The sequence below is a fragment of the Lysinibacillus xylanilyticus genome (assembly GCF_001708185.1).
GTDB classification, from domain to species: Bacteria; Bacillota; Bacilli; order Bacillales_A; family Planococcaceae; genus Lysinibacillus; species Lysinibacillus xylanilyticus_A.
The window spans coordinates 560,697-583,621 of record NZ_MDDN01000002.1 but is presented as its reverse complement, the minus strand read 5'-3'; the positions used below and the strand labels follow the sequence as shown (position 1 = coordinate 583,621).

Annotated in this window: 23 protein-coding genes and 1 riboswitch; of the genes, 14 read left to right on the top strand and 9 right to left on the bottom strand. The window is 36.4% G+C overall.

Annotation, left to right across the window (positions count from 1 at the left end; all coding sequences use genetic code 11):
• Positions 1–303: 303 nt before the first annotated feature.
• Positions 304–906 carry a 30S ribosomal protein S4 gene (gene rpsD, locus BFJ97_RS07485; RefSeq protein WP_068984000.1) on the bottom strand — a complete coding sequence of 201 codons (603 nt, stop codon included), beginning with the start codon at positions 904–906 and terminating at the stop codon, positions 304–306.
• A 453-nt stretch (positions 907–1,359) separates the two neighbouring features.
• On the opposite strand from rpsD, the gene BFJ97_RS07480 reads away from it, so the two are divergent.
• Entirely contained in the window at positions 1,360–3,237 is a 1,878-nt protein-coding gene (locus BFJ97_RS07480; protein WP_068983999.1) for a sensor domain-containing diguanylate cyclase, read from the top strand.
• A gap of 96 nt (positions 3,238–3,333) precedes the next feature.
• On the opposite strand, the gene BFJ97_RS07475 is transcribed toward BFJ97_RS07480, so the two are convergent.
• On the bottom strand, positions 3,334–3,813 hold the full coding sequence (locus BFJ97_RS07475; RefSeq protein ID WP_068983998.1) for a GAF domain-containing protein: 480 nt from the start codon (positions 3,811–3,813) through the stop codon (positions 3,334–3,336).
• A 23-nt stretch (positions 3,814–3,836) separates the two neighbouring features.
• Positions 3,837–4,631 carry a histidinol-phosphatase HisJ gene (hisJ, locus tag BFJ97_RS07470; RefSeq protein WP_068983997.1) on the bottom strand — a complete coding sequence of 265 codons (795 nt, stop codon included), beginning with the start codon at positions 4,629–4,631 and terminating at the stop codon, positions 3,837–3,839.
• 378 nt (positions 4,632–5,009) lie between these two features.
• On the opposite strand from hisJ, the gene ezrA reads away from it, so the two are divergent.
• The 6 genes from ezrA to BFJ97_RS07445 all read left to right on the top strand — a co-directional run bounded on the left by ezrA (position 5,010) and on the right by BFJ97_RS07445 (position 10,547).
• Positions 5,010–6,713 (top strand): septation ring formation regulator EzrA, encoded by a 1,704-nt coding sequence (gene ezrA, locus BFJ97_RS07465; protein ID WP_068983996.1) that lies wholly within the window; start codon positions 5,010–5,012, stop codon positions 6,711–6,713.
• A 195-nt stretch (positions 6,714–6,908) separates the two neighbouring features.
• Entirely contained in the window at positions 6,909–7,373 is a 465-nt protein-coding gene (locus tag BFJ97_RS07460) for a GNAT family N-acetyltransferase (RefSeq protein ID WP_068983995.1), read from the top strand.
• Between the two features lie 43 nt (positions 7,374–7,416).
• Positions 7,417–7,590, top strand: coding sequence for a hypothetical protein (locus BFJ97_RS24580; protein WP_175401700.1), 174 nt, complete (start codon positions 7,417–7,419; stop codon positions 7,588–7,590).
• A gap of 231 nt (positions 7,591–7,821) precedes the next feature.
• Positions 7,822–8,979 (top strand): cysteine desulfurase family protein, encoded by a 1,158-nt coding sequence (locus BFJ97_RS07455; protein ID WP_068983994.1) that lies wholly within the window; start codon positions 7,822–7,824, stop codon positions 8,977–8,979.
• Positions 8,979–10,187 (top strand): tRNA uracil 4-sulfurtransferase ThiI, encoded by a 1,209-nt coding sequence (thiI, locus tag BFJ97_RS07450; RefSeq protein ID WP_068983993.1) that lies wholly within the window; start codon positions 8,979–8,981, stop codon positions 10,185–10,187. The genes BFJ97_RS07455 and thiI overlap by 1 nt, the downstream gene beginning before the upstream one ends.
• Before the next feature lie 141 nt (positions 10,188–10,328).
• A complete protein-coding gene (locus tag BFJ97_RS07445) occupies positions 10,329–10,547 on the top strand; it encodes an alpha/beta-type small acid-soluble spore protein (RefSeq protein ID WP_068983992.1) in 219 nt (72 codons plus the stop codon).
• Positions 10,548–10,611: 64 nt separating this feature from the next.
• Here the strand turns inward: BFJ97_RS07445 and thiE are convergent, their stop codons facing one another.
• Genes thiE through thiM form a run of 3 tightly spaced genes read right to left on the bottom strand, consistent with a single transcriptional unit; the run spans position 10,612 to position 12,834 of the window.
• Complete coding sequence (thiE, locus tag BFJ97_RS07440; protein ID WP_068983991.1) at positions 10,612–11,265, bottom strand: thiamine phosphate synthase; 654 nt, start codon at positions 11,263–11,265, stop codon at positions 10,612–10,614.
• A complete protein-coding gene (gene thiD / locus BFJ97_RS07435; protein ID WP_068983990.1) occupies positions 11,255–12,079 on the bottom strand; it encodes a bifunctional hydroxymethylpyrimidine kinase/phosphomethylpyrimidine kinase in 825 nt (274 codons plus the stop codon). Before thiD ends, thiE begins: the two co-directional genes overlap by 11 nt.
• Positions 12,067–12,834, bottom strand: a complete 768-nt coding sequence (gene thiM, locus BFJ97_RS07430; RefSeq protein ID WP_068983989.1) for a hydroxyethylthiazole kinase — start codon at positions 12,832–12,834, stop codon at positions 12,067–12,069. Before thiM ends, thiD begins: the two co-directional genes overlap by 13 nt.
• An 88-nt stretch (positions 12,835–12,922) precedes the next feature.
• A riboswitch (TPP riboswitch) is annotated at positions 12,923–13,021 on the bottom strand.
• A 188-nt stretch (positions 13,022–13,209) separates the two neighbouring features.
• Here thiM and mbcS point away from each other — a divergent pair.
• From mbcS to BFJ97_RS07405, 5 genes are all read left to right on the top strand, one after another.
• Positions 13,210–14,784, top strand: coding sequence for an acyl-CoA synthetase MbcS (gene mbcS, locus BFJ97_RS07425; RefSeq protein WP_068983988.1), 1,575 nt, complete (start codon positions 13,210–13,212; stop codon positions 14,782–14,784).
• A 197-nt stretch (positions 14,785–14,981) separates the two neighbouring features.
• Positions 14,982–15,995: a signal peptide peptidase SppA gene (sppA, locus tag BFJ97_RS07420; RefSeq protein ID WP_068983987.1), complete on the top strand. Its 1,014-nt coding sequence runs from the start codon at positions 14,982–14,984 to the stop codon at positions 15,993–15,995.
• Positions 15,996–16,007: 12 nt separating this feature from the next.
• Positions 16,008–16,625 (top strand): RDD family protein, encoded by a 618-nt coding sequence (locus BFJ97_RS07415; RefSeq protein WP_068983986.1) that lies wholly within the window; start codon positions 16,008–16,010, stop codon positions 16,623–16,625.
• Positions 16,626–16,868: 243 nt separating this feature from the next.
• Positions 16,869–17,372 carry a thiol peroxidase gene (tpx, locus tag BFJ97_RS07410; protein WP_068983985.1) on the top strand — a complete coding sequence of 168 codons (504 nt, stop codon included), beginning with the start codon at positions 16,869–16,871 and terminating at the stop codon, positions 17,370–17,372.
• A gap of 89 nt (positions 17,373–17,461) precedes the next feature.
• The gene (locus BFJ97_RS07405) at positions 17,462–18,391 is read left to right on the top strand and encodes a class I SAM-dependent methyltransferase (RefSeq protein WP_068983984.1); all 930 of its coding nucleotides are present in this window, start codon (positions 17,462–17,464) and stop codon (positions 18,389–18,391) included.
• A 45-nt stretch (positions 18,392–18,436) separates the two neighbouring features.
• Here the strand turns inward: BFJ97_RS07405 and BFJ97_RS07400 are convergent, their stop codons facing one another.
• Positions 18,437–18,886 (bottom strand): universal stress protein, encoded by a 450-nt coding sequence (locus BFJ97_RS07400; protein WP_068983983.1) that lies wholly within the window; start codon positions 18,884–18,886, stop codon positions 18,437–18,439.
• Positions 18,887–18,997: 111 nt separating this feature from the next.
• Positions 18,998–19,135 carry a hypothetical protein gene (locus tag BFJ97_RS24575; RefSeq protein WP_175401699.1) on the bottom strand — a complete coding sequence of 46 codons (138 nt, stop codon included), beginning with the start codon at positions 19,133–19,135 and terminating at the stop codon, positions 18,998–19,000.
• Between the two features lie 225 nt (positions 19,136–19,360).
• On the opposite strand from BFJ97_RS24575, the gene ald reads away from it, so the two are divergent.
• On the top strand, positions 19,361–20,476 hold the full coding sequence (gene ald, locus BFJ97_RS07395) for an alanine dehydrogenase (protein ID WP_068983982.1): 1,116 nt from the start codon (positions 19,361–19,363) through the stop codon (positions 20,474–20,476).
• Between the two features lie 275 nt (positions 20,477–20,751).
• Here the strand turns inward: ald and BFJ97_RS07390 are convergent, their stop codons facing one another.
• Positions 20,752–21,840, bottom strand: coding sequence for a M24 family metallopeptidase (locus BFJ97_RS07390; RefSeq protein WP_068983981.1), 1,089 nt, complete (start codon positions 21,838–21,840; stop codon positions 20,752–20,754).
• 265 nt (positions 21,841–22,105) lie between these two features.
• On the opposite strand from BFJ97_RS07390, the gene BFJ97_RS07385 reads away from it, so the two are divergent.
• The gene (locus BFJ97_RS07385) at positions 22,106–22,789 is read left to right on the top strand and encodes a metal-dependent hydrolase (RefSeq protein WP_068983980.1); all 684 of its coding nucleotides are present in this window, start codon (positions 22,106–22,108) and stop codon (positions 22,787–22,789) included.
• Positions 22,790–22,925: the final 136 nt, after the last annotated feature.

Here is a 22,925-nt window from a genome sequence, read left to right as displayed (position 1 = left end):
TCCTAATTCTCCAAAGTGGTTTTATCAAAATATGTTCAAAAGGGGACAAAAGTTGATTTACATTATTTTTTTATGGATTCAGTCTGATAGGCAGAAGGAGATAGAGAAGAATACTTTTTGGAAGTGTGGTAGAAAATTGAATAAATCTGAGTTAGTGTACACCTGTCCGTATGTTATTTTTTTATTTCAAAATCAATAAGAACGTAAATTTCCGATTATCTTATTATAAACAAAAACCTCGCAAACGCTTGTATAAACAAGGTTGCGAGGCTTAAGAACCGTAAGTAATCTAACGTTAAAAAATTAACGAGAGTAGTACTCTACGATGAATGCTTCGTTGATTTCAGCTGATAATTCAGAACGCTCTGGAAGGCGAGTGAATGTACCTTCTTTTTTGTCAGCATCAAATGTTAAGTAGTCAGGTACGAAGTTGTTTACTTCGATTGCTTCTGCTACTACAGCAAGGTTTTGAGATTTTTCACGAAGAGAAATCGTTTGACCTGGTTTTACGCTGTATGAAGGAATATCAACGCGTTTGCCATCTACTAAGATGTGGCCGTGGTTTACTAATTGACGAGATCCACGACGAGTACGAGCTAAACCTAAACGGTAAACTAGGTTGTCAAGGCGAGTTTCAAGAAGAACCATGAAGTTTTCACCGTGAACACCTTTCATTTTACCAGCGCGGTCGAATAGAGTACGGAATTGACGTTCGTTCATGCCGTACATGTGACGAAGTTTTTGTTTTTCTTGAAGTTGTAAACCGTATTCTGATAATTTTTTACGTTGGTTTGGACCGTGTTGACCTGGTGCGTAAGGGCGTTTTTCGATTTCTTTACCTGTACCGCTTAGTGAGATACCAAGACGACGTGATAATTTCCAAGATGGACCTGTATAACGAGACATATTGTTGTCTCCTCCTTTAAATTTGGTTTTTTTGTTGTAAAACAAAAACCAGTAGTACCCATTCTTATACGCATTTTATTTTCATGTACTTTCGCCTATGCAGCCATTAGGTTACACAATACACCATCTATTCTGTTTAGCTATACTAAATGAAATAGAGGAATAAAATACAGTAATAAGCTTATACCACTGCTGCGTTTATTTTACACAAATTACATTGTAACTGCTTCTTACATAGACGTCAATTATTACACTAACTATTTTCGAAAAAAGATATGTAGTAATAATTTCCTCTATATACAGTTCATGCAACTCCGGTATAGTTCAATGATGCAGTGAAAATGTAAAATATAAAAGTAAAATAGAATAACATAGTCAAAATGACACAAATTATGTATAATGTACTATAAGTTAATAGTAATTTATTGGATGTTATATAGAAAAGGTGATTTCATGACAGACCATTTACAAACGCTAAAATATATACAATCAGATGTTTTGAGCTTTTGGGTGAATTCTAAAGCACAAGCCAGTTTTAATGAGTATTTTTATTCATTAAAACAGTGTCTAAAGAAGCGCTTGGGGATTGTAAATGCTGCTTTTCTCAGTTTTGACAGTAATTCTTTAATACCTGTTGAAGAGATGGCTGCTTTAACAATCGAAACAAAACTAAATGCTGTGTCATGGCAAATGGTTGAAGCTAGTTTTTATCAACAAAATGTGGTGAAAATTCCTTATATATTAAAAGAAAAAGAAGCTTATAATATGATGACAGATTTGGTGCTATTCCAAGCAGAGGGCAAAACTCCAATTGGTGTGCTACTTGTAGAGGCGACAGATGCTTGGACAGATTTTATGACTTCAGATTATGGGGAAGAGTGTGTGGAAACCCTTACGAAGGTTCTACAGATGATCAGAGAAAATTTAGAACTAAAAGTGAATGAAGATCAATATAGAAAATTGTATAATATGACAGACTTATTTCATTCGACAATGGATATTGATTTAATTTTAGAAAATGTCTTGAAAAATATAAAGGATAATTTCCCAGAGTTTAATGTGGAGCTTATACTATCAAATGATCAAGACCGCCGTACGACTATCGATATTAAGCTTTTCGATTACTTATCTGAAAGACCTGCAACGATTGAGGCTTTTGTCTCAGGAGAACTAACGACAGAGCTTGCAAGCGATTTGAATTGTCGATTATTAAATGCTCCAATAAAAGGGAGACAAGCTATTTATGGTATTTTACAAGTAGGTGCACCTACATCATATCTTTTTACAACGACTGAAAAGGATTTTGTACGTATGCTAGCACAAGCATCTGGAAACGCACTTGAAAATGCAAAACTATATCATCAATCGCATCGCCTCGTAAGTGATTTACAACTCATCAATGAAACCTCGCATCGTTTAAATATGAGGATTGATATTCATGAAATGTTACTTTTTCTACAAAAACAGTTGAAATCCTTGCAACCAATGGAAGTTTGTTTCGCTTTTAAACATAATGACTCCTTTGAAGTGACAGATGCTAGTACAGCTTTATTCAATTCAGAGAAGGGGCAAACATATATAAAACATGTTGAACAACATTTTGAACATACCAATGATCCACTGTTTATTGCTGATTTCAGTCGATTAACCTCTAATCAAATTGATTATCGTTCAATTATGGCAATCCCAATCTTAATGGAAGAAAAAATTAATGGGTTTAGTATTGTGTTACACAAGGAGCCGTATTTCTTTTCATTTGATAGCTTTAAATTAATGCAATCATTAATCCACCACTCTTCTTTAGCCATTGCAAACTCAATATTACGAAATCAACTTCAAGAAATGGTAGATTTGGATCATTTGACAAAATTGTATGCTAGAAGTTATTTAGACCAATATGTAGAGAAATCGCTTGAAAAAGATCAATCAGGGATGTTCCTACTCATTGATATTGATAATTTTAAATACATTAATGATACGTATGGTCATCAAATTGGTGATAAGATTCTTATGCAAATTGCGTTAAAGTTAAAAGAAACGATTGGAGATCGTGGTATTTGTGCACGCTGGGGTGGAGAAGAAATGTCCGTGTGTGTCCCAAATATTGATGAGAAAGAAGCAATTGAATTGACAACAGCAATCGTTGCAGTCATTCCAAATGCAACGGATCCTCAGGTGACAATTTCAGCTGGTCTCATAACGTGGGATGAACAGTACCGTCCAGCGTTTCAATCTGTTTTTTCATATGCAGATACTGCTCTATATGAAGCGAAAAACAGTGGTAAAAATCGATTTTGTATTCATGATCGATTCTGCCAAACAAATTCATAATGTGAAAAAGTAAACAGATGTTTTTGAAATAAAATGTCAGCCATCCTTATATGCTGAAATGCCCTGAAATGACAATAAATCATTTCAGGGCATTTTTTATAAATGCAGGAGTAAGGTTTTTACAAATAGCTCTAACCCCTCTTGATCCTCCTTAGAAAAGCGATTGATGATTGGACTGTCGATGTCAAGAACACCAAGTACAACGCCTTCTTTAATCAAGGGAATAACGATTTCGGATTGGGAAGCGGCGTCGCAGGCAATATGCCCTGGAAAGGCATGTACATCTTTGATGACCATTGTTTCTTCTTTTTCTACAGCTGTGCCACAAACACCGCGTCCGATTGGTATTCTAACGCAGGCAGGTAAGCCTTGGAATGGGCCTAATACGAGTTCCTCTCCTTGTAATAAATAAAAACCAACCCAGTTAATGTTTGTTAGAAATTGATTCAGTAATGCAGAAGCGTTACTGAAATTAGCAATGCGATCGCTTTCTCCTGTCAGCAGTGCATCTAATTGTTTTGCTAATGTATCATATTGCTCTGCAACAGATCCTTCATAATTAATTTGTGTAAACATAAAGCACCTCGTTTGAAAGTTATTTATTTTGGATATATAACTTGATAGTGTTGATGTAAATCAGTCACACTATGAGCATCTGAACCAAAAACAATTGGTAGCCCAATAGATTTACTATAATCGATAAAGTAAAATGGTGGATAAGGTTCCTGACAATATGTTTTACTTAAACCAGCGCTATTTAAGTCTAGCTCATAGCCTTCTTCCTTCATTAAATCTAAAACTTCTCGAATCCGGATAGAGTCATCAATTTTCACCATATGTGCTAATTGAAATTTGTGAATTAGTGAAGGATGTCCAATGCGCTTAGGCTTATATTGTCCTAAATCTGCTTTAATCGATTGTAGGACAGTATCATAATACAAATCATACACCTGTTTAATAGAACCCACTTTTTTTGAAAAAGTTATAAAATTTTCTGGAGAAAAATCTATGCATTCAAAGGTATTTTGCCATTGTAAGAAATGGACCGATAAAATAGAATCGTCTAAAAAGTGTCCAAATGTGTCAAGAAATTGACGAGTTTCTTGTTCAAAACCTTGAATATAGTCAATCTCTAAACCAATTCCAATGCGAATGTCTTGTGCGTACTCCTTTTGAAGGCTTTGCAAATCTTCAAAATAAGGCATTAAAAATTCTGGATTCATCCCACTATCTTGCTCTGGTGTAGGGTCTACAAAACTCGATGGTAATGGAGCGTGTTCTGTGAAGGTAATATGTGTAAAGTTATGAGCGATTGCTTTTTCAATATATTCTTTAAACGAATCCGAAGTACCATGTGGACAGTAAGGGGTATGAATATGGCCGTCACGTTTCATAAAGTTACCACTCCTTTAGATTTTGGATAATAACGATTTTTAGTACGCCAGTTGTTCAAAATTTAAGTATTGTCATTTTGAAAAGGCATAAATACACAAAAACACTCAAATTTTAGTACAAAAGGCGAAAACATAGTATATAATAAATACAACTAGCCAATTCGTTTATCTTCATTCAGCAGAAGACTTCCACCTCTCAAGGTGATGAGATGAATGCAGATGAGGTTTCTTTTTAGTGGTGTCCAAACACCTACTGAATGAAGATAAAGCCTCCGGCGGATGTCACGGATTTTGAAAGGAATGAATTGTGCAAACACAATTCAAAATCTGGACGTAATTACGCCAAGGCGATATTGATTTTAGAATAGGGGGCTTACGATGGAGTATATCATCATTCCAGTTATCCTACTATTAATTTTAGCAATAGTAGGATTTATGATGCGACGAAAACATACAGTAATTATTGCTGAACTTGAAAATGAAAAATCACAAATACAAAACAATCCCATAAATGAAGAAATTTCGAAAGTTAAATCTTTAAACATGAACGGTGAAACAGAAGAGATGTTTGAACGGTGGCGCAATAGTTGGGATGAAGTCATCGATGTACATATGACAAAAATTGATTCGCTTTTATTTGATGCAGAGGATCAAATCAATAGACTTCGTTTTAAGAAAGCAACATTAATTGAACGTGAGATAGAAGATTACATTGCAAAATGTGAACAAGATAAAGATAAAATCTTGGAAGAACTAAATGAATTAATTGGTAGCGAAGAAAAAAATCGTATTGAAATTGAACAATTAAAAGAATATTATCGCTCTGCGCGTAAAACATTGTTAGCGCACCAACATTCGTTCGGCGTTGCATTACCAGCGCTAGAGAAAAAGTTAGAGACGTTCGTTCAAAAGTTTGAAGAATTTGATGTGCTCACTAGCGAAGGGAACTATTTGCAGGCGCGAGAAATTGTTATTAGCTTAAATCAAGAATCGCAACAGACATTTGAATACATTAATGATGTACCAACAATTTTGACTGAATTGCAAGTAAAGCTACCAGGAGCTGTACAGGAATTACGCAGTGGTCAGCGTGAAATGGAGGAGCAATCCTATTACTTACAGCATTTAGAACTAACTAAAGCGCTGGATAAATTTGATGAGGAATTTGCAACATTAAAAAATGAATTAGCAGAGCTTAACTTAACAGCTGTTAAGCCACGTGTTGCTGAAATAAATGAAGAGATTGATCAATATTACGACCTGCTTGAAAAAGAGGTTATTGCTAAAAATTACGTTGACCAAAATTGTGATCGTTTATTAAGCTCGATTACTAATGTTATTAGTTCAACAAGATTAGTAAGTGATGAAGCAACCTTTGTGCAGCAAAGCTATCATCTAAATGAAAAAGATGCAGATATTCCAAAAGCTGCATTAAAACAATTAGAAGCTTTACAACGGCGCTATGATTTATTGGCAATGCGTGTTAAAGAAGAAAAATCTGCATCTTCAAGTTTGCAGGAAGAATTGATTGAAATTAATGATGAGCTTGAACGTATTCATGAGGAGCAAGGACATTTATCGAATACGATGAAGAAGCTGCGAATTGATGAAAACAAGGCTCGTGCGCAAGTAGAAAGTTTAAAGAAAATTTTACAAGAAACAGACAGGTTATTGAATAAGGCTAATATTCCAGGTATCCCTGAGGAGATGGATGCACGTCTAGATGAGGCAGCAGAGCACATTTATGTAGTTATGCAAAGTTTGCAAGAGGTACCTCTTAACATGGGAACGGTTCATAATAATTTAAATGCAGCAACACTTTGTGTGGAGGACGTAAAGTCAAAAGCACATGAATTGATTGAAAATGTAATGCTGATTGAACGTATTATTCAGTACGGTAATCGTCATCGTGCTACAAATGCAAAATTGCATGCGCGTTTAAAAGAAGCCGAAGAAGCTTTCCATCAATTCCGTTATTCCAAAGCACTAGAAGAGGCTGGAACGGCAGTGGAAGAGATGGAGCCTGGCGCTTTAAAGCGAATTCAAGAACTTGTAGCAGATGAAACAGTAGTAAGTAAATAAAGAATTACATCAGCTGTCTAAAAGGTATAGTTATTACTTTTTAGACAGTTTTTTTATTAAAAAGCCAATTTATTGGGGTGTTTATACGACTTTTCATACTTTTGCGTGTGCTCTTGGACATAAATAACGGGAAGCTTCACATTGTACCTTATCTCAATTTTTGATTAAAAACGATGAAAAATAGAGGTGTTCATAATGCAATTTTATATTCGAGAAATGAATGAAATTTATGCGACTGACATTTTGAATTGGAAATATGAGGAACCATATGATTTTTATAATAATGATCTATGCGATGAATCGCTAAAAGAATTTCTAGAAAGTCCGTATTATTCAATTTTCAATGATAAAGAAGAGCTAGTCGGTTTTTACTGTACAGGAACAGCTGCACAAGTACCTAAAGGACGTGATTATGCTGCGTATTTAGATGAGTGCATTGATGTTGGGATTGGGATGAAGCCTGAGCTAACAGGAAAAGGTTATGGTTCAGAATTTTTTTCATTTATATTAAATCAGCTACAGCAAGAAAATCATAGTCCTCTTCGTTTAACAGTAGCTACATTTAATACAAGAGCAATTCACCTTTACGAAAAATTAGGCTTTAATAAAGTCATGGAATTCACAGCATCAACTGAATTTATAACTATGAAGAAAGGTTAATGAATCAACTAGTCAATTAAGGTCTCGGGCCAACAGATGTTTTTTGTGCGAAAGCGAAGCGACAGCAACAAATGTTTTATCTGTGCGAAAGCGAAGCGACAGCAACAAATGTTTTATCTGTGCGAAAGCGAAGCGACAGCAACAAATGTTTTATCTGTGCGAAAGCGAAGCGACAGCAACAAAGCGCCCAGTCGGAACGGAAATCAACTACACGTGATGATGATGAGCCTAACAATGCAAAAATCCAATTTTTTATGCTGCTTAATTTTTAGCCAGAGACGTTCATAGCAAGTCTTTAGATGCCACTCTATAAAGGGGGGTTTTTCACATTAAAAGCAAACAGATAAGTGATTAAATTAGGATAATTGTTAAAGTTAGTAGTCAATTGCCGAAGATTGCGTTATGATAAATACCGTTAAATCAACGTTTTGAAAGTGTGTGAATATTAATGGAAGTTAATACAATCTATTTAGACAATAGTGCAACAACAAAACCTTTAAAAGAGGTTATGCAAGCATTTATGGTAGTGAATGAGCAGTATTATGCCAATCCTGCTTCCATTCATGCAATGGGTGTTGAATCCAACGAATTATTAATGCGTGCACGTGAGCAAGTAGCAGATATTTTGCATACAGAAGCAAAAAATGTGCTATTTACATCAGGTGGAACTGAATCTAATAACGCAGCTATATTAGGTTTAGCACGTAGCAATACACATAAAGGAAATCATATTTTAACAACTGAAATTGAACATCCATCTGTGCTAGAATCTGTTAAGCAGCTTGACCAAGAGGGCTTTGACGTAGACTATTTGCAAGTAGATGAAAATGGCGTTATTTCTTTAGAGGAGCTTCGCGCAAAAGTGCGTAAGGATACCATTTTAGTAAGTATGATGCATGTAAATAATGAAATGGGGGCTATTCAACCAATTGTTGAAGCCGCAAAAATTATCCATGAGTCGAGTCGAGCAGCTTTTCACATTGATGCCGTACAAAGCTTTGGAAAATTACCGATATCATTTAACGATGACGAGGGACCAGACTGTATTTCAATTTCTGGTCACAAAATTCATGGCTTTAAAGGCTCAGGCGTATTAGCATTCCGCAAAAAAATGAAATGGCAACCTTATGCACTTGGCGGAGGGCAGGAGTTTGGTTTACGTAGTGGAACTGTAGCTGTCCCGCAGGCTGTCGCACTATCTAAAGCGGCCAGAGTAGCAGTAGAGACGATGAATGACCGAGCGAAAAAATACCGCCAATGGTATGAAGAAATTTGCACACAATTACATGGATATGGGGAAGCAGTGCATATTTTATCGACACCACAGGGAGCTGCACATATTTTATCTTTTAGTATTCGCGATTTAAAAGGTGAAGTCATCATTAATGCAATGCAAAAACGTAATGTTATTGTATCGACATCTAGTGCTTGTTCATCAAAGCAAACAAAAACAAGTCATGTTGTTGAAGCGCTAAATCTTGATGAACATTTTAAAAAGGGTGTCATTCGTATAAGCTTTGGTGCATATGTAACAGATGAAGATATAGTAAAGTTTAAACAAGTATTAGATGAAGTATTGATGGAACTTAAAGGAGAATATAAATAATGATTTGGAAAGAAATTTTAATTCGATATGGCGAGCTTTCTACAAAAGGACGCAATAAAATGGACTTTATTCGCCGTTTACGTGAGAATATTCGTCATGCATTTGCAGATTTAGGACACTTACACATTCGTACAGAGCGTGATCGTATGTTTATTGCCATTCAAAATGAAGAACAAATGGACGTTCTAGTAAAAGGATTACCCAAAATTTTTGGCATTCAATCATTTAGTCCAGTTGCTGCATGTGAAAAAGATATGGAAGCAATGAAAAAGCTTGCGATAACTATTATGGATACATTTAAAAATGAACAACTTACTTTTAAAGTAGAAGTAAAGCGTACAGATAAAACATTTCCTTTAGAATCTCATGCCATTCAACGTGAAATTGGTGGTTATGTTTTACCGCAGTTTAAAAACTTATCAGTAAAAGTGAAGCAACCCGATATCGAGCTTCGAGTAGAAGTTCGCCATGATGCAACATATATGATGGCACAAGTTATTCCGGGTGCAGGTGGAATGCCAGTAGGTTCAAACGGAAAATCTCTATTAATGCTTTCTGGTGGTATAGATAGTCCTGTTGCTGGTTATTTAATGATGAAACGAGGAGTGCGCTTAGAGGCGATTCACTTCTTTAGCCCACCGTATACAAGCCAAAATTCATTGGAAAAAGTAAAGGTGCTTGCTAATGAATTAACGAAATTTGGAGCTAGTATACGTTTACATGTCATTCCTTTCACTGAAATTCAAGTTCTTATTAAAGAAAAAGTACCTTCTAATGTATCGATGACAACAACTCGCCGTATGATGTTAAAAGTCGCAGATAAAGTACGTGAAGAAATTGGTGCACTAGCAATTGTTACAGGTGAAAGTCTTGGTCAAGTAGCAAGTCAAACGCTTGAAAGCCTAACAGCTATCAATGCCGTAACCAACACACCAATTTTACGCCCATTAATCTCATCTGATAAATTAGAAATTATCGATATTGCAGAGAAAATTGGCACATACGAAACGTCTATCCAGCCATTTGAAGATTGCTGTACAATTTTTACTCCTGCAAGTCCAAAAACAAAACCAAAGCTTGAAAAGGTTGAGCATTATGAAAGCTTCTCGGATTTTGATGAACTAATTGAACGAGCAGTGAAAAATCGTGAGGTCTATATTTTCCCGAAAAAAGAGCAAGAAGCAGATAAATTTGCAGATCTTCTATAGAAGAAATTTGCGAGCCGACTCAAAAGTGCATTTTGAGTCGGCTTTTTTAGTTGGTTTCCTTCTGAGGTACAATTTACCTATAAAATTTTCGTATTAAAAATCTAATATCGCACATTCTATATTCACAAGGAGGTGAGAGACATGACTTCAAACAACAACCGCAGTTCAAACAAGCTTGCAGTACCTGGTGTACAACAAGCACTAGATCAAATGAAATACGAAATTGCACAAGAATTTGGTGTTCAATTAGGGGCTGACGCTTCAGCTCGTGCTAACGGTTCCGTTGGCGGTGAAATCACTAAACGTCTTGTACAAATGGCAGAATCTCAATTAAAAGGTATGCCAAACAACAACCAATAATTGCTTAAACAGCATTTATTAAACTTAAAACCAGTGACCGTAAAAGGCACTGGTTTTAGTTTGGTTAGATTTTGATTTTTTTATCCAATATTGAAAATGATTTAAGTGTAGAGATTGTATTTGAAATATCTTCACTTTCACAAATTGCAGAAATAACAGCAATTCCATCTGCACCAGCTTTAAATGCTGTATGGGCATTCGAGCAATTTAGTCCTCCTATTGCAACAATGGGGAGTTCGGGGTATTGTATGCGAACTTGCTGTAAAAATTTTGTCCCACTAGGTGGCTTGGCGTCCTTTTTAGAAGAGGTTGCAAAAATAGGACCAATTCCTACATAATCCGCACCGTATTGTAGAGCAGTTTGTAATTCAGCTTGTGAATGAACAGAAACACCTAAAATCATGCTACCAATTTTTTCGCGTACCATCGACACAGGCAAATCTTCTTGTCCAATATGAACACCATCTGCACCAAGTTTCACAGCGAGCTCTACATCATCATTAACAATAAACGGAACATTATACTGTTGACAGAGCTTTTGACATTCTTGCGCAAAATTTTCATAGGCTTGCCCAGTGAGTGTATTCGGTCCTTTTTCACGAAATTGAAACATGGTAATGCCAGATTGTAAAGCCTTCTCTAGAACGTTTAATGGCTTTTGAATTAAAACATTACTTGTACCCATAATAAAGTATAGCTGTAAATTATCACGTTTCATGAATGATCACCTCACACGACTCCTTATATTTTTGATAAGCAAAATGATTTGTTGGACCATGCCCATTGCCAATCGATAAATCATAAGTTATGGCTAATTGAATATATTTTTTGGCTTCCACAATCGCTTCTTTTATAGAAAATCCTCGTCCAATAAACGCAGTGAGTGCGGCAGAGAACGTACAGCCTGTTCCGTGTGTATTTTTTGTTGCAATACGCGAGGACTGCATGGAAAATGATTTGCCATCTTTAAAAAATACATAATCAATTGCATAATCGTTATCCGTTAAATGACCACCTTTAATGATGACACATTGTACACCCTTTTGTAATAGGGTGTGTGCCGCGTCTTGAATATCTGCAAACGTTTTGATTTTTCTTCCGGTAAGTGTTTCAGCTTCAGGTATGTTTGGTGTAACGATTGTTGCTAAAGGAAGTAAATAACTACATAATGCTACAATTGCTTCTTGCTGTAATAAGCTTTCGCCACCTTTTGCAATCATGACAGGATCAACAATTAACGGAATATTAACTTCAGCTAAAATACGTGCGATTGATTGAATGATTTCTGAGGAAAATAGCATTCCTGTTTTAACAGCACTAATTGAAAAATCCTCGATTAGTGCTTTAAGTTGTTTTTCAACAAAGCTAACTTCAATTGGTAAGACATCGGATACACCAAGTGTGTTCTGGGCAGTCAAAGCTGTAATAACAGATGTTCCAAAGACCTTTAATTCCTGAAATGTTTTTAAATCAGCCTGTATGCCTGCGCCGCCACCACTATCTGAACCAGCAATTGTTGTTACAATATGCATTGTTCTTCACCATCCTTGGAAATGCGATGTAATTCATTCAATACTGTAATTTGAAAATCGCCAATGTAATCTGTGGAAGAAGAAGCTTGTTCTGCCACTTTTTTATAAAGTGATAATGCATCGACTAATTGGTTATAGGGTTCATTCCCTGTGGAGTAAGCAGCGCAACAAATTGCACTTAATAAGCAACCTGTTCCGGTGACTTCTGTCATTTGAGAATTTCCACCTGTAATCCATTGCTGATGTTCGCCATCAGTTATAAAATCCTTTTCACCGGTCACAATAACAATACAATTGTAGAGTTGAGCTATTTGCTTTGCCTCAATTTCTAAAGAAATTGAACCAGTACCACTATCTACGCCTTTTTGTTGCCAGTCAACATTGGCAATCGCCGCAAGCTCTCCAACATTACAACGAATAGCTGCAAATTTTATTTCCTTTAATAATTGCTGTACCGTCTGTTTACGGTAAGTTGTTGCACCTGCAGCAACAGGATCTAAAACAATGGGAATGCCCAGAGCATTAGCTTTTTTTCCTGCGAGTAGCATGGATTTTTTCATTTGATTATTTAGGGTACCGATATTTATCAATAAGCCTGAGGCAATAGCGACCATTTCTTCAACCTCATGACTGTCATCGGCCATTACTGGAGAAGCACCTATTGCTAATAAGCCATTTGCTTGGAAATTAGCTACAACATAATTAGTAATGCAATGAATAAGTGGATTTCGTTTACGGATCGTATGAAATATCAATTTATGTCCTCCTTATTGGATGGACGTAAGCGTGCAAAAAAGGCTCTTTTTCGTGCAGAAAAAACACGCAAAAGAGCCTTTCATCAGTAATTAGATGTGAATTGCTCCCTACGTCAGTATTAACTAACAGGTTCAAAGGGTCAGGTTTTACCTTCTCAACTCTAAATGAGTCCCCCTGCAATTATGCTTTTAGTTGACCAAAATGTACCATATTTTTCTTTCGTATTCAATAGAGAGTTTTTTTGAACGAAGACGTGACTGATGCCATATAGCAGAGCATGATAGTTGTCATGACTTTAACAAATTAGAGTGCCTTTCATTGAAAATGATGAAATTTGAGTTTTATAATGAGCATAGCAAAAGGGGGCATTTGCCATGAAACGACAAGATTTAATCGCACCAGAGTGGTATAACATTTCAGAGGAAATCGAAAAATATGCACAGGATTCTACAAAATGCGCATTAATAGTTTATAACGAAAACGAAGAAATTCAGTACATTACATATGCTTGTTTACTTGAAAAGGCTAATCAGGCAGCTCATGTATTTACATCACATGGTTTAACAAAAGGTGATGTTATTTTAGTCATGGTGCCAAGATCAGTTGAAGCGTATATCGTTTATCTTGGAGCCTTGAAGGCTGGGTTAACAATTATACCAAGCTCAGAAATGTTGAGAACTAAGGATATTGAATATCGCATCAATCACGCAAACGCAAAAGGCGTTGTTGTATTTGAGCCTTATATTGAGCAATTTGATGCTGTTAAAAATTCGCAAGGCATACAGCAATTTGTCATTGGTCATGCACATGAATCTTGGCAGCCGTTGTTTGAAAAAATGCAAAGCCAACCAACAACCTACATAAGCTCCACACCTACTAAAAGTACTGACATTGCATTTTTAGCTTATACGAGTGGTACAACAGGAAATCCAAAGGCAGCGGTACATACACATAGCTGGGGTTATGCACACTTACGAACAACTGCACCGAATTGGTTAGGTGTTCAAGAAGGTGACATTGTTTGGGCTACAGCAGCTCCAGGCTGGCAAAAATGGATTTGGAGTCCGTTTCTCGCTACATTAGGAAGTGGTGCAACAGCATTTGTCTACAAAGGTCACTTTGATGCGACAACATACCTTACACTGCTTGAAAAATTCAAGATTAATATTCTGTGCTGTACACCAACCGAATATCGATTTATGGCAGCACTTGAAAGTTTACAAAATTTCAATTTAAGTACAGTCCGTCAGGCTGTGTCAGCAGGTGAACCATTAAATAGCGAAGTGATAAAAGTATTTTCGGAGGTTTTGAATTTACAAGTACGAGATGGCTATGGACAAACAGAAAATACATTACTTGTTGGTACAATGGTAGGGACGAAGGCTAAAATTGGCTCGATGGGTAAACCTACTCCGGGGAATACTGTTGAAATTATCGATGATTTCGGAAATGCAGTTGCAATTGGAGAAGTTGGAGACATTGCTGTGCATCGTGAAACACCTGCGTTATTTAAAAAATATTTACATGATCCAGAACGTACAAATCTACAATTTAGAGGCGATTGGTATATTACCGGAGATCGTGCATATAAAGATGAAGATGGTTATTTTTGGTTTGAAGGACGTGGAGATGATGTCATAATATCTTCTGGCTATACGATAGGTCCATTTGAAGTAGAAGATGCATTATTGAAGCATCCAGCAGTTAAAGAAACTGCTGTTGTTGCGAGTCCAGATGAAGTTCGCGGAAATATTGTAAAGGCATTTGTAGTGCTCCGTGATGGAGAAATTGGTAATGAAGCACTGATTAAAAAACTACAAAATCATGTAAAGACTTTAACAGCACCTTATAAATACCCTCGTGCGATAGAATTTGTAACTGAACTACCAAAGACTTCATCAGGTAAAATTCGTCGTGTCGAATTGCGTGAACAAGAAAAAAATCAATAAAGTAGTCAATAATAATTTCCTGGGGAAATATGTTGAAGAAAATCAAAGTTCGTACTTTTTTTATGAACTTTGATTTTTTTCATGATTTTAGGTAATGTAATATAGGTTGAATAGGTTAAAACATTCGCCTATTATTGCAAAAAAAATGAAACAAATTAGAATGTCAATCGTATAACGTGATGAGGAGGCGGAAATTTATGAATGTTAAAAGGTGGGCTGCTTTAATAATTGCAGGTGTCTTATTAGTATTTTCATTGGGGATTAACACCGTATTTGCAATTTTTAAATCGGATTTCTTTAGTAATTTTGATAGTATGGTAGCTGGGAATAATTTAGAGGTAATGGAAGAGATTAAAGAAGACGGCAATATGGATAAACGTATTGCATACTTAAAGGTTGATGGTACGATTCAAGATGTTGGCTCAAGTACATTATGGCAACCAGTTGCGTATGATCATCAATTTTTCTTAGACCAATTAGATAATATTTTATATGATGATACTGTTCAAGGCATCGTCTTAAGTGTTAATTCACCAGGTGGCGGTGTAAAGGAATCAGCAGAAATTTATAAAAAGCTCTTAAAAATTAAAGAGGAGCGACAAATTCCAATCTATGTTTCTATGGATTCTATGGCAGCATCAGGTGGTTATTACATTTCAGCACCTGCAGATAAAATATTTGCACAACGTGATACAATTACTGGTTCGATTGGTGTCATTATGCAATCCATTAATTATCAAAAACTAGCTGAAAAAGTTGGTTTTAAATATGAAACATTTAAATCTGGTGCACATAAGGATATGCTTAGTCCAATGCGTGAAGTGACACCGGAAGAACGTGCTATGATGCAAGATATGATTAATGAATCATATGAAGAATTTGTTGATATTGTTGAAGAAGGGCGTAATATGCCTGAAGCCGATGTGAAAAAAGTAGCCGATGGTCGAATTCTTAGCGGTACGAAGGCTCTTGAAGCAGGATTAATTGATGAAATTGGTGATGAGGAAGCAGCAGTTGCGGCATTACGTGAAGACTTTGGTTTAGAGGATGCTCAATTATTTGAGTATTCATATGATGTGGGTGGTTTGCAATCGTATGTCGGTATGAAGATTGGATCAATGTTTGGTCCATCAGCAGAAGAAAAAATGTTGATGAAAATTATGACGGAATATAAAGCACCAAAAATGATGTACTTATATGGCGAATACTAAGGAGGGAGTACAATGACAAACCATGAAATTGTTATGCAAGGTTCACCCTCTATGGAGAATGCCCTCCTAATTGATAAGCCAATTACAAATGAAAATTATGCATTAAAAACGGCAGGCTTTTGGATACGTTTTTGGGCATTTTTATTGGATGGATTCATTATTACAGCGGTAATCGGAATTCTTGTTAACCCGATTTTTTATATAATGGATTGGTCATTATCCGAAACAGTGTGGTATGCACCAATTTCGATTATATCCGCTATTTTTTATTACAGCTATTTCGTATTAATGACGAAATTTTTTGGGCAAACCTTAGGGAAAATGATATTTGGATTACGGGTTATTTCATTAAAACATGAGAAGCTGACTTGGTCAGATGTGTTATTCCGTGATTGGATAGGTCGCATCATTAACAACATTTTTATGCCCCTATATATTCTTATAGTCATTTTACCGAACAATCAAGGTCTACATGATTATTTTGCAGACACAACAGTTGTTCATGAAAAAGTCTATATTGAAAAAAGTGTTGTGCAACCATCTTTGCCAATCAAAGAGGAAAAGACTGAATCCGTACTTCAAGCGGAAAAACCAGAACCTGAAAAGTTAGAGGAAAAAAACGAAGAATAGTGGCTAGAGCTGTCTCATTACTTGAGACAGCTCTTTATTTTTGCGGTGATAGTGGTGATTAATGGTTAGTTTGTTGGGGAATAGCTCCAAACTTTGTAATATATATGCCTTGTATATAAATTGATTGGAGTAAAGGCTGGGCACTCTTTAAAACCATTAATTTTTTTGGTAAGCTGTCTCAGTTGCATTTAATTCCCTTCATTTAGTAATATTATGTACATATGAAGATTAGGAGGCGTTTATATGGCACAAGTAACATTTAAAAATGGTCCAGTAACACTTGTAGGTAATGAAGTAAAGGTTGGAGACCAAGCACCAAATTTCACTGTATTAGCGAATGATCTATCACCTGTCACTTTAAAAGATTCAGAGGGGGAAATTCGTTTAATTAGTGTAGTACCATCATTAGATACTGGTGTATGTGATGCGCAAACACGTCGTTTTAATGAAGAAGCAGCAAGCTTAGGTGATAATGTAGTGATCTATACAGTATCTGTTGACCTTCCGTTTGCTCAAAAACGTTGGTGTGGTGCAGCTGGTATTGACGCTGTTCAAACAATTTCAGATCACCGCGATCTGTCATTTGGTGAAGCATACGGTGTCTATATCCAAGAGTTACGTCTTCTAACACGTGCAGTATTTGTTGTGGATGCAAATGACAAAGTGGCATATGTAGAATATGTTTCTGAGGCAACAAACCATCCAAACTATGAAGCGGCAATTGCAGCTGTAAAAGCACTAGCATAATTTATTGATTTTAGGCTAAGATATTACTAGACAAAGGGGCTGTGACAAGTTTTTGTCACGGCTCTTTTCTGCTTGAAAGGAAGTTATGTATGGAAAATATCGAAAAATTATTTGGTATGCTAAATGAACATGCTGAAAAGATAGAAAAAGAACATAATACTACGTTACTTGAGGGTATTTTAGATGGTTTAGAGGCATGGCTAGATGGGGAAGTTGATTTTTCACAAGACGGTGCGTCAAAGGAAGATGTGCGTAAAGCGATTCAAATTGCTGTTTTAAAAGGGATGCGAAAAGGCTCTCAACCAAATCACCAAATGACACCAGATACTCTTGGGTTATTAGTTGGTTATTTTGTTGAGCAAATATTTGCGAAGCGTCTAGAAACCGAAAAAATTTCTATTTTAGATCCAGCAATAGGTACAGGAAATTTACTACTAACAGTTATGAATTTATTAGATGGGAAAATAGAAGCAACGGGTGTAGAGGTTGATGAGCTACTTATTCGTTTAGCTGCTGCTACCGCTGATTTAACAGAGCAACCAGTTTCATTATATCGCCAAGATGCTTTACAAGATCTATTAGTAAATCCTGTCGATGCAATTGTTTGTGATTTACCAGTTGGCTATTATCCGAATGAAGATGTCGCATTAGATTATGAATTATGCCCTTCAGAAGGAATGAGTTATGCACATCATTTATTTATTGAGCAGTCCATTAACTATACAAAGGATGGAGGCTACTTATTTTTCCTTGCACCAACCCATCTCTTTGAGTCTGAGCAGTCGAAACAATTGCATAAATACATTCAAAAGCATGCTTGGATTCAGGCAATTATTCAATTACCAGATACAATGTTTGCCAATAAAGCACTTGAAAAAAGTATTGTGATCTTGCAAAAACAAGGTGCAGATTTCAAAGCGCCTAAAGAGGTATTGTTAGCAAAAGTACCAAATATGCAAAATAAACAAGCTCTTGCTATGTTCTTTGAAAAAGTGAAAATGTGGCAAGAAGGTAAATAAGTAAAAAAGGTATCCAAAATTGGATACCTTTTTATGTACTACATATTAATTTTCAGGTGTACGGATAACAAGTACATCACATTTAGCTGAGCGTACAATTGCTTCAGATACAGAACCGATTAGGAAGCGTTCTACTGCATTTAGACCAGTTGCACCACAAATGATTAAGTCTGCGTCTACAATTTTAGAAAGCTCTTTTGTAATAATATTTTTTGGTGAGCCGTATTCAATTACAAGGTTAACGTTTGCAATGCCTTCATCTTCAGCTTGTTTTTTGTAACCATTTAATAATTCTTCAGAGAATGCTTGAGCACGTTCAGCAATTGAACGGTCATATGCTTCGATTGCAGCGAATGAACGAGTGTCAATAACATTTACTAGGTTTAAGACAGCACCTTCGTTACGTTTTGCAACGTCGATTGATTTACGGAATGCGTATTCAGCTTCCTTAGAACCGTCTACTGCAACTACAATGCTTTTATAATGATTAGCCATTTGAATTACCTCCCTGATTTGTATATTTTGATTATACCAAATGATTTTCTAAAGGAAATACTTTCCGGAAGAATAAATGTGAAAAAGTGAAGGCATTTACAGTGATTTGGCTCATAACCATAACGTGTGGTTGATTTCCGTTCCGACTGGGCGCGCTTTCGCACAGAAAACATTTGGGAATGAAGTAATATTCGCAGAATTATATTTCGTTACATTCTTTCCAGGGGAGCCATCAAGTAAATGGTGCAACTCAAGTGCTCCAATCGATTTGCTTTCATCGCGGGCTAAAGATTGCCACCTGAATTTGAGTTTTTAATATTGTAGGAATAATATAAATTTTTTCTATAATCACTTTTATTAAAGCATTTTTTTTATTTGTTTGGTAATATGGAAATGCAAGGGGCGCATCAATACATCGAAGTGTATGTAACAAACTGATGCTTATTTTTTAGGTAATGGAAGGGGATAGGAAATATGAAGATTGGTATTCCAAAAGAGATTAAAAACAATGAAAATCGTGTAGCCATGACACCAGCAGGAGTTGTAACATTAACACATGCAGGGCATGAAGTGTACATTGAAACTGGAGCAGGTTTGGGCTCAAGTTTTACAGATGCAGACTACCTGGCAGCAGGTGCTCATATCGTTGAGTCGGCAAAAGAAGCATGGGCACAAGAAATGATCATGAAAGTAAAGGAACCTGTAGCATCAGAATACGATTATTTCTATGAAGGTCAAATCTTATTTACGTATTTACATTTAGCGCCAGAGCTTGAGTTAACGCAGGCACTTTTAAATAAAAAAGTTGTAGGTATTGCTTATGAAACTGTACAATTAGCAAATGGTTCTTTACCACTTTTAACACCAATGAGTGAGGTTGCAGGTAAAATGGCAACGCAGATTGGCGCACAATTTTTAGAGAAAAATCATGAAGGTAAAGGTATTTTACTGGGCGGCGTATCAGGTGTTCCACGCGGTAAAGTAACTGTGATCGGTGGTGGTATCGCTGGAACAAATGCAGCGAAAATAGCTGTCGGAATGGGTGCAGATGTAACGGTCATTGATTTAAGCCCAGAACGTTTACGTCAGTTAGAGGATTTGTTTGGTCGTGATGTTCAAACATTAATGTCCAATCCTTATAATATTGCAGAATCTGTGCAAAACTCAGATTTAGTAATTGGAGCTGTTTTAATTCCTGGCGCCAAAGCACCAAAGCTTGTTTCTGAGGAAATGATTCAGTCAATGCAACCTGGCTCTGTAGTTGTTGATATTGCAATTGACCAAGGTGGTATTTTTGCGACATCTGATCGTGTGACGACACATGATGACCCAACTTATGTAAAACATGGCGTTGTGCATTATGCAGTTGCGAACATGCCTGGTGCTGTACCACGTACTTCGACAATCGCTTTAACAAACAATACAATTCCTTATGCGCTTCAAATTGCTAATAAGGGTTACAACCAAGCATGTCTTGACAATCTTGCATTGAAAAAAGGTGTTAATACTATAGATGGACATCTCGTTTACAAGGCAGTTGCAGATTCTCAAGGTCTGCCATATGTTAATGTTGATGAGTTAATTCAATAAGTAAAATAATAAAAGGAAGCACCATGTTTCATTATGGTTGCTTCCTTTCATATTGTTGAAAAACTATTGTGGCAATGAAGGTCGAGCTCTTAGCAAAAAGAGGGTTGATTTCCGTTTCAAGCTACAAAGCGCCCAGTCGGAACGGAAATCACCCCCTCGTTTTGCCGCAATACTTTATACTAAAAAAGGAAGCACCTCTTTTGGTTGCTTCCTTCCTTTTCTATAGGATTCATTAAATCAATTTCGCCTTGGCGTATTTGTATCCGGATTTTGAATTATAGTACGATCAAATCTTTTGGGAATTTTGTTAATACTTCTACTCCGTCTTTTGTTACTACAACATCATCTTCAATACGGACACCTGTCACATCAGATTTATAGATACCTGGCTCAATTGTGAAGACCATGCCTTCCTCCATAGCCATGTCGTTGGCACCTGTTACAGATGGAAATTCATGCACAGAAATGCCGAGTCCATGACCAAGTCGATGTGTGAAATACTCACCATAGCCTGCTTCGGAAATAGTATCACGAGCAATTTTATCTAAATCCATTGCACGAACACCTGGTTTTACCGCTGCAATTGCATTTGTGTTAGCAGAAAGTACTGCGTTGTAGATTTCCTTTTGTCCTTCACTAGGTTCACCAAAGGCAACCGTACGTGTAATATCAGAGCAATAACCATCGTAAATTACGCCCAGGTCGAATAACACCATATCACCCTTTTCGATTTTGCGAGCACCTGGTGTACCGTGAGGAGAGGCTGTTTTAGGACCACTCAATACCATTGTCTCAAAGGACATCTTGCAGCCCTTATCTTGAATTGCATTTTCAATGGCTGTTAAGATTTCCATCTCCGTTTTGCCTTCAGCGATTTCCTTACAGCCGATTTCAATAGCGTAGTCAGCTAATTCAGCTGCCTTACGTAATTTTTCTAATTCATTTTCATCCTTAATCACTCGCATAGCATTGATTTTTTCGTCGAGGCGGACAAATTTTGCTTGCGGGAACGAGATTTGTAGGGCTTCAAAGCGTTCTACATTTAGTTGTGCTTTTTCAATGGCAAACGCTAATGGATTATCATGACGGGTTCTAATCGCTTGTGCAAGAACTTCCATTGAATTTTCAGTATCTTGGTGACCAATGACTTCATAGGACCAACCCGCAGCTTTTGCATCTGGGATCTCCATTTGTGGACAAATTAAAAAAGGTTCTGCCTCTTTAAAAACCATTACGCCTAGTAATCTCTCATGTGGGTTACTTTTAAAGCCTGAAACGTAAAAAACGTTGTCTGGTGTTGTGATGAAAGCAGCATCAATTTGATTTTGTTGTAAATAATTTTGAATTTCTTCAACCTTTGACATAAACATTTCCTCCTCGTGTTGTATTGAAACATTGTGCTCGGCTGAAATAATAGCCTACACGATGAAGCTTCGATCTTTCAGCAAACTATAAGTCGAATTCGAAGCTTCATTTTTGTACGAATGAATAATTGTCTCCTAACAGGGTCTGGCTTTGTTTGGAAAGCTGCGATTATTCTCTGTACAGCATATCAAAAAAAGGGAAAAATCGCATGGATAGCGAATAAAAATGATGAAGCACATTATGTACTGCAAGGAGGAAACGTATATGGAAATTAGTTATCATGGACATTCTGTTGTCAAAATTCAATCAAAGGGGAAAACAATATTGATTGATCCATTTATTAATGGGAATGGGCAAACAGATTTAAAGGTTGCTGATGAAGCCCCAGATATTATTTTACTTACACATGGCCATAATGATCATGTAGGTGATACAGTCGAGCTTGCTAAGAAAAATGATGCACTCGTTATTGCACCGAATGAGCTAGCTAATTGGATTTCTTGGCAAGGAGTGAAGGTACATCCAATGCATATAGGCGGGGCCAAGGAATTTGATTTTGGTAAAGTGAAATTTACTCAAGCATTCCACGGTTCGTCTTATGTAACTGAAAATAATGAAATCATTTATATGGGAATGCCTGCTGGGATTTTATTATTTATCGAAGGAATAACAATCTATCATGCAGGGGATACGGCGTTGTTTAGCGATATGAAATTAATAGGGGAACGCCACCCAATCGATATTGCATTTTTACCAATTGGAGACAATTTCACAATGGGTCCAGAAGATGCCGCTTGTGCAGTTGAATTTTTGAAGCCGAAAATTGTCGTACCAATCCATTATAATACATTCCCTCCAATCGAGCAGGATCCACAAGTTTTTGCAGATTTAGTGCAAAATTCAGAGGTTCAAATTTTGAAAGCCGGTGAAAAAGTAAACTGTTCCTAATCAATAACACAGCTGTACTATATGAACTGACACCACGTGCGTAGTTGAAACGATGGGAAAAGTAAAACAAATTCATCACTTTATATTAAATATTTTTATAAAAAATATGGTACACTAAGAGCAGAATTGAACTTGA

What these genes read in the sequence shown, in the direction of transcription:
- BFJ97_RS07475 (WP_068983998.1), bottom strand. Translation starts at nt 3,813, where the DNA reads ATGTTTACACAAATTAATTATGAAGGATCTGTTGCAGAGCAATATGAT.
- BFJ97_RS07400 (WP_068983983.1), bottom strand. Translation starts at nt 18,886, where the DNA reads ATGGCTAATCATTATAAAAGCATTGTAGTTGCAGTAGACGGTTCTAAG.
- ald (WP_068983982.1), top strand. Translation starts at nt 19,361, where the DNA reads ATGAAGATTGGTATTCCAAAAGAGATTAAAAACAATGAAAATCGTGTA.
- mbcS (WP_068983988.1), top strand. Translation starts at nt 13,210, where the DNA reads ATGAAACGACAAGATTTAATCGCACCAGAGTGGTATAACATTTCAGAG.
- sppA (WP_068983987.1), top strand. Translation starts at nt 14,982, where the DNA reads ATGAATGTTAAAAGGTGGGCTGCTTTAATAATTGCAGGTGTCTTATTA.
- tpx (WP_068983985.1), top strand. Translation starts at nt 16,869, where the DNA reads ATGGCACAAGTAACATTTAAAAATGGTCCAGTAACACTTGTAGGTAAT.
- rpsD (WP_068984000.1), bottom strand. Translation starts at nt 906, where the DNA reads ATGTCTCGTTATACAGGTCCATCTTGGAAATTATCACGTCGTCTTGGT.
- thiD (WP_068983990.1), bottom strand. Translation starts at nt 12,079, where the DNA reads ATGCATATTGTAACAACAATTGCTGGTTCAGATAGTGGTGGCGGCGCA.
- thiE (WP_068983991.1), bottom strand. Translation starts at nt 11,265, where the DNA reads ATGAAACGTGATAATTTACAGCTATACTTTATTATGGGTACAAGTAAT.
- BFJ97_RS07385 (WP_068983980.1), top strand. Translation starts at nt 22,106, where the DNA reads ATGGAAATTAGTTATCATGGACATTCTGTTGTCAAAATTCAATCAAAG.
- BFJ97_RS07480 (WP_068983999.1), top strand. Translation starts at nt 1,360, where the DNA reads ATGACAGACCATTTACAAACGCTAAAATATATACAATCAGATGTTTTG.
- thiI (WP_068983993.1), top strand. Translation starts at nt 8,979, where the DNA reads ATGATTTGGAAAGAAATTTTAATTCGATATGGCGAGCTTTCTACAAAA.
- BFJ97_RS07460 (WP_068983995.1), top strand. Translation starts at nt 6,909, where the DNA reads ATGCAATTTTATATTCGAGAAATGAATGAAATTTATGCGACTGACATT.
- BFJ97_RS07445 (WP_068983992.1), top strand. Translation starts at nt 10,329, where the DNA reads ATGACTTCAAACAACAACCGCAGTTCAAACAAGCTTGCAGTACCTGGT.
- hisJ (WP_068983997.1), bottom strand. Translation starts at nt 4,631, where the DNA reads ATGAAACGTGACGGCCATATTCATACCCCTTACTGTCCACATGGTACT.
- BFJ97_RS07455 (WP_068983994.1), top strand. Translation starts at nt 7,822, where the DNA reads ATGGAAGTTAATACAATCTATTTAGACAATAGTGCAACAACAAAACCT.
- BFJ97_RS07415 (WP_068983986.1), top strand. Translation starts at nt 16,008, where the DNA reads ATGACAAACCATGAAATTGTTATGCAAGGTTCACCCTCTATGGAGAAT.
- BFJ97_RS07390 (WP_068983981.1), bottom strand. Translation starts at nt 21,840, where the DNA reads ATGTCAAAGGTTGAAGAAATTCAAAATTATTTACAACAAAATCAAATT.
- BFJ97_RS07405 (WP_068983984.1), top strand. Translation starts at nt 17,462, where the DNA reads ATGGAAAATATCGAAAAATTATTTGGTATGCTAAATGAACATGCTGAA.
- ezrA (WP_068983996.1), top strand. Translation starts at nt 5,010, where the DNA reads ATGGAGTATATCATCATTCCAGTTATCCTACTATTAATTTTAGCAATA.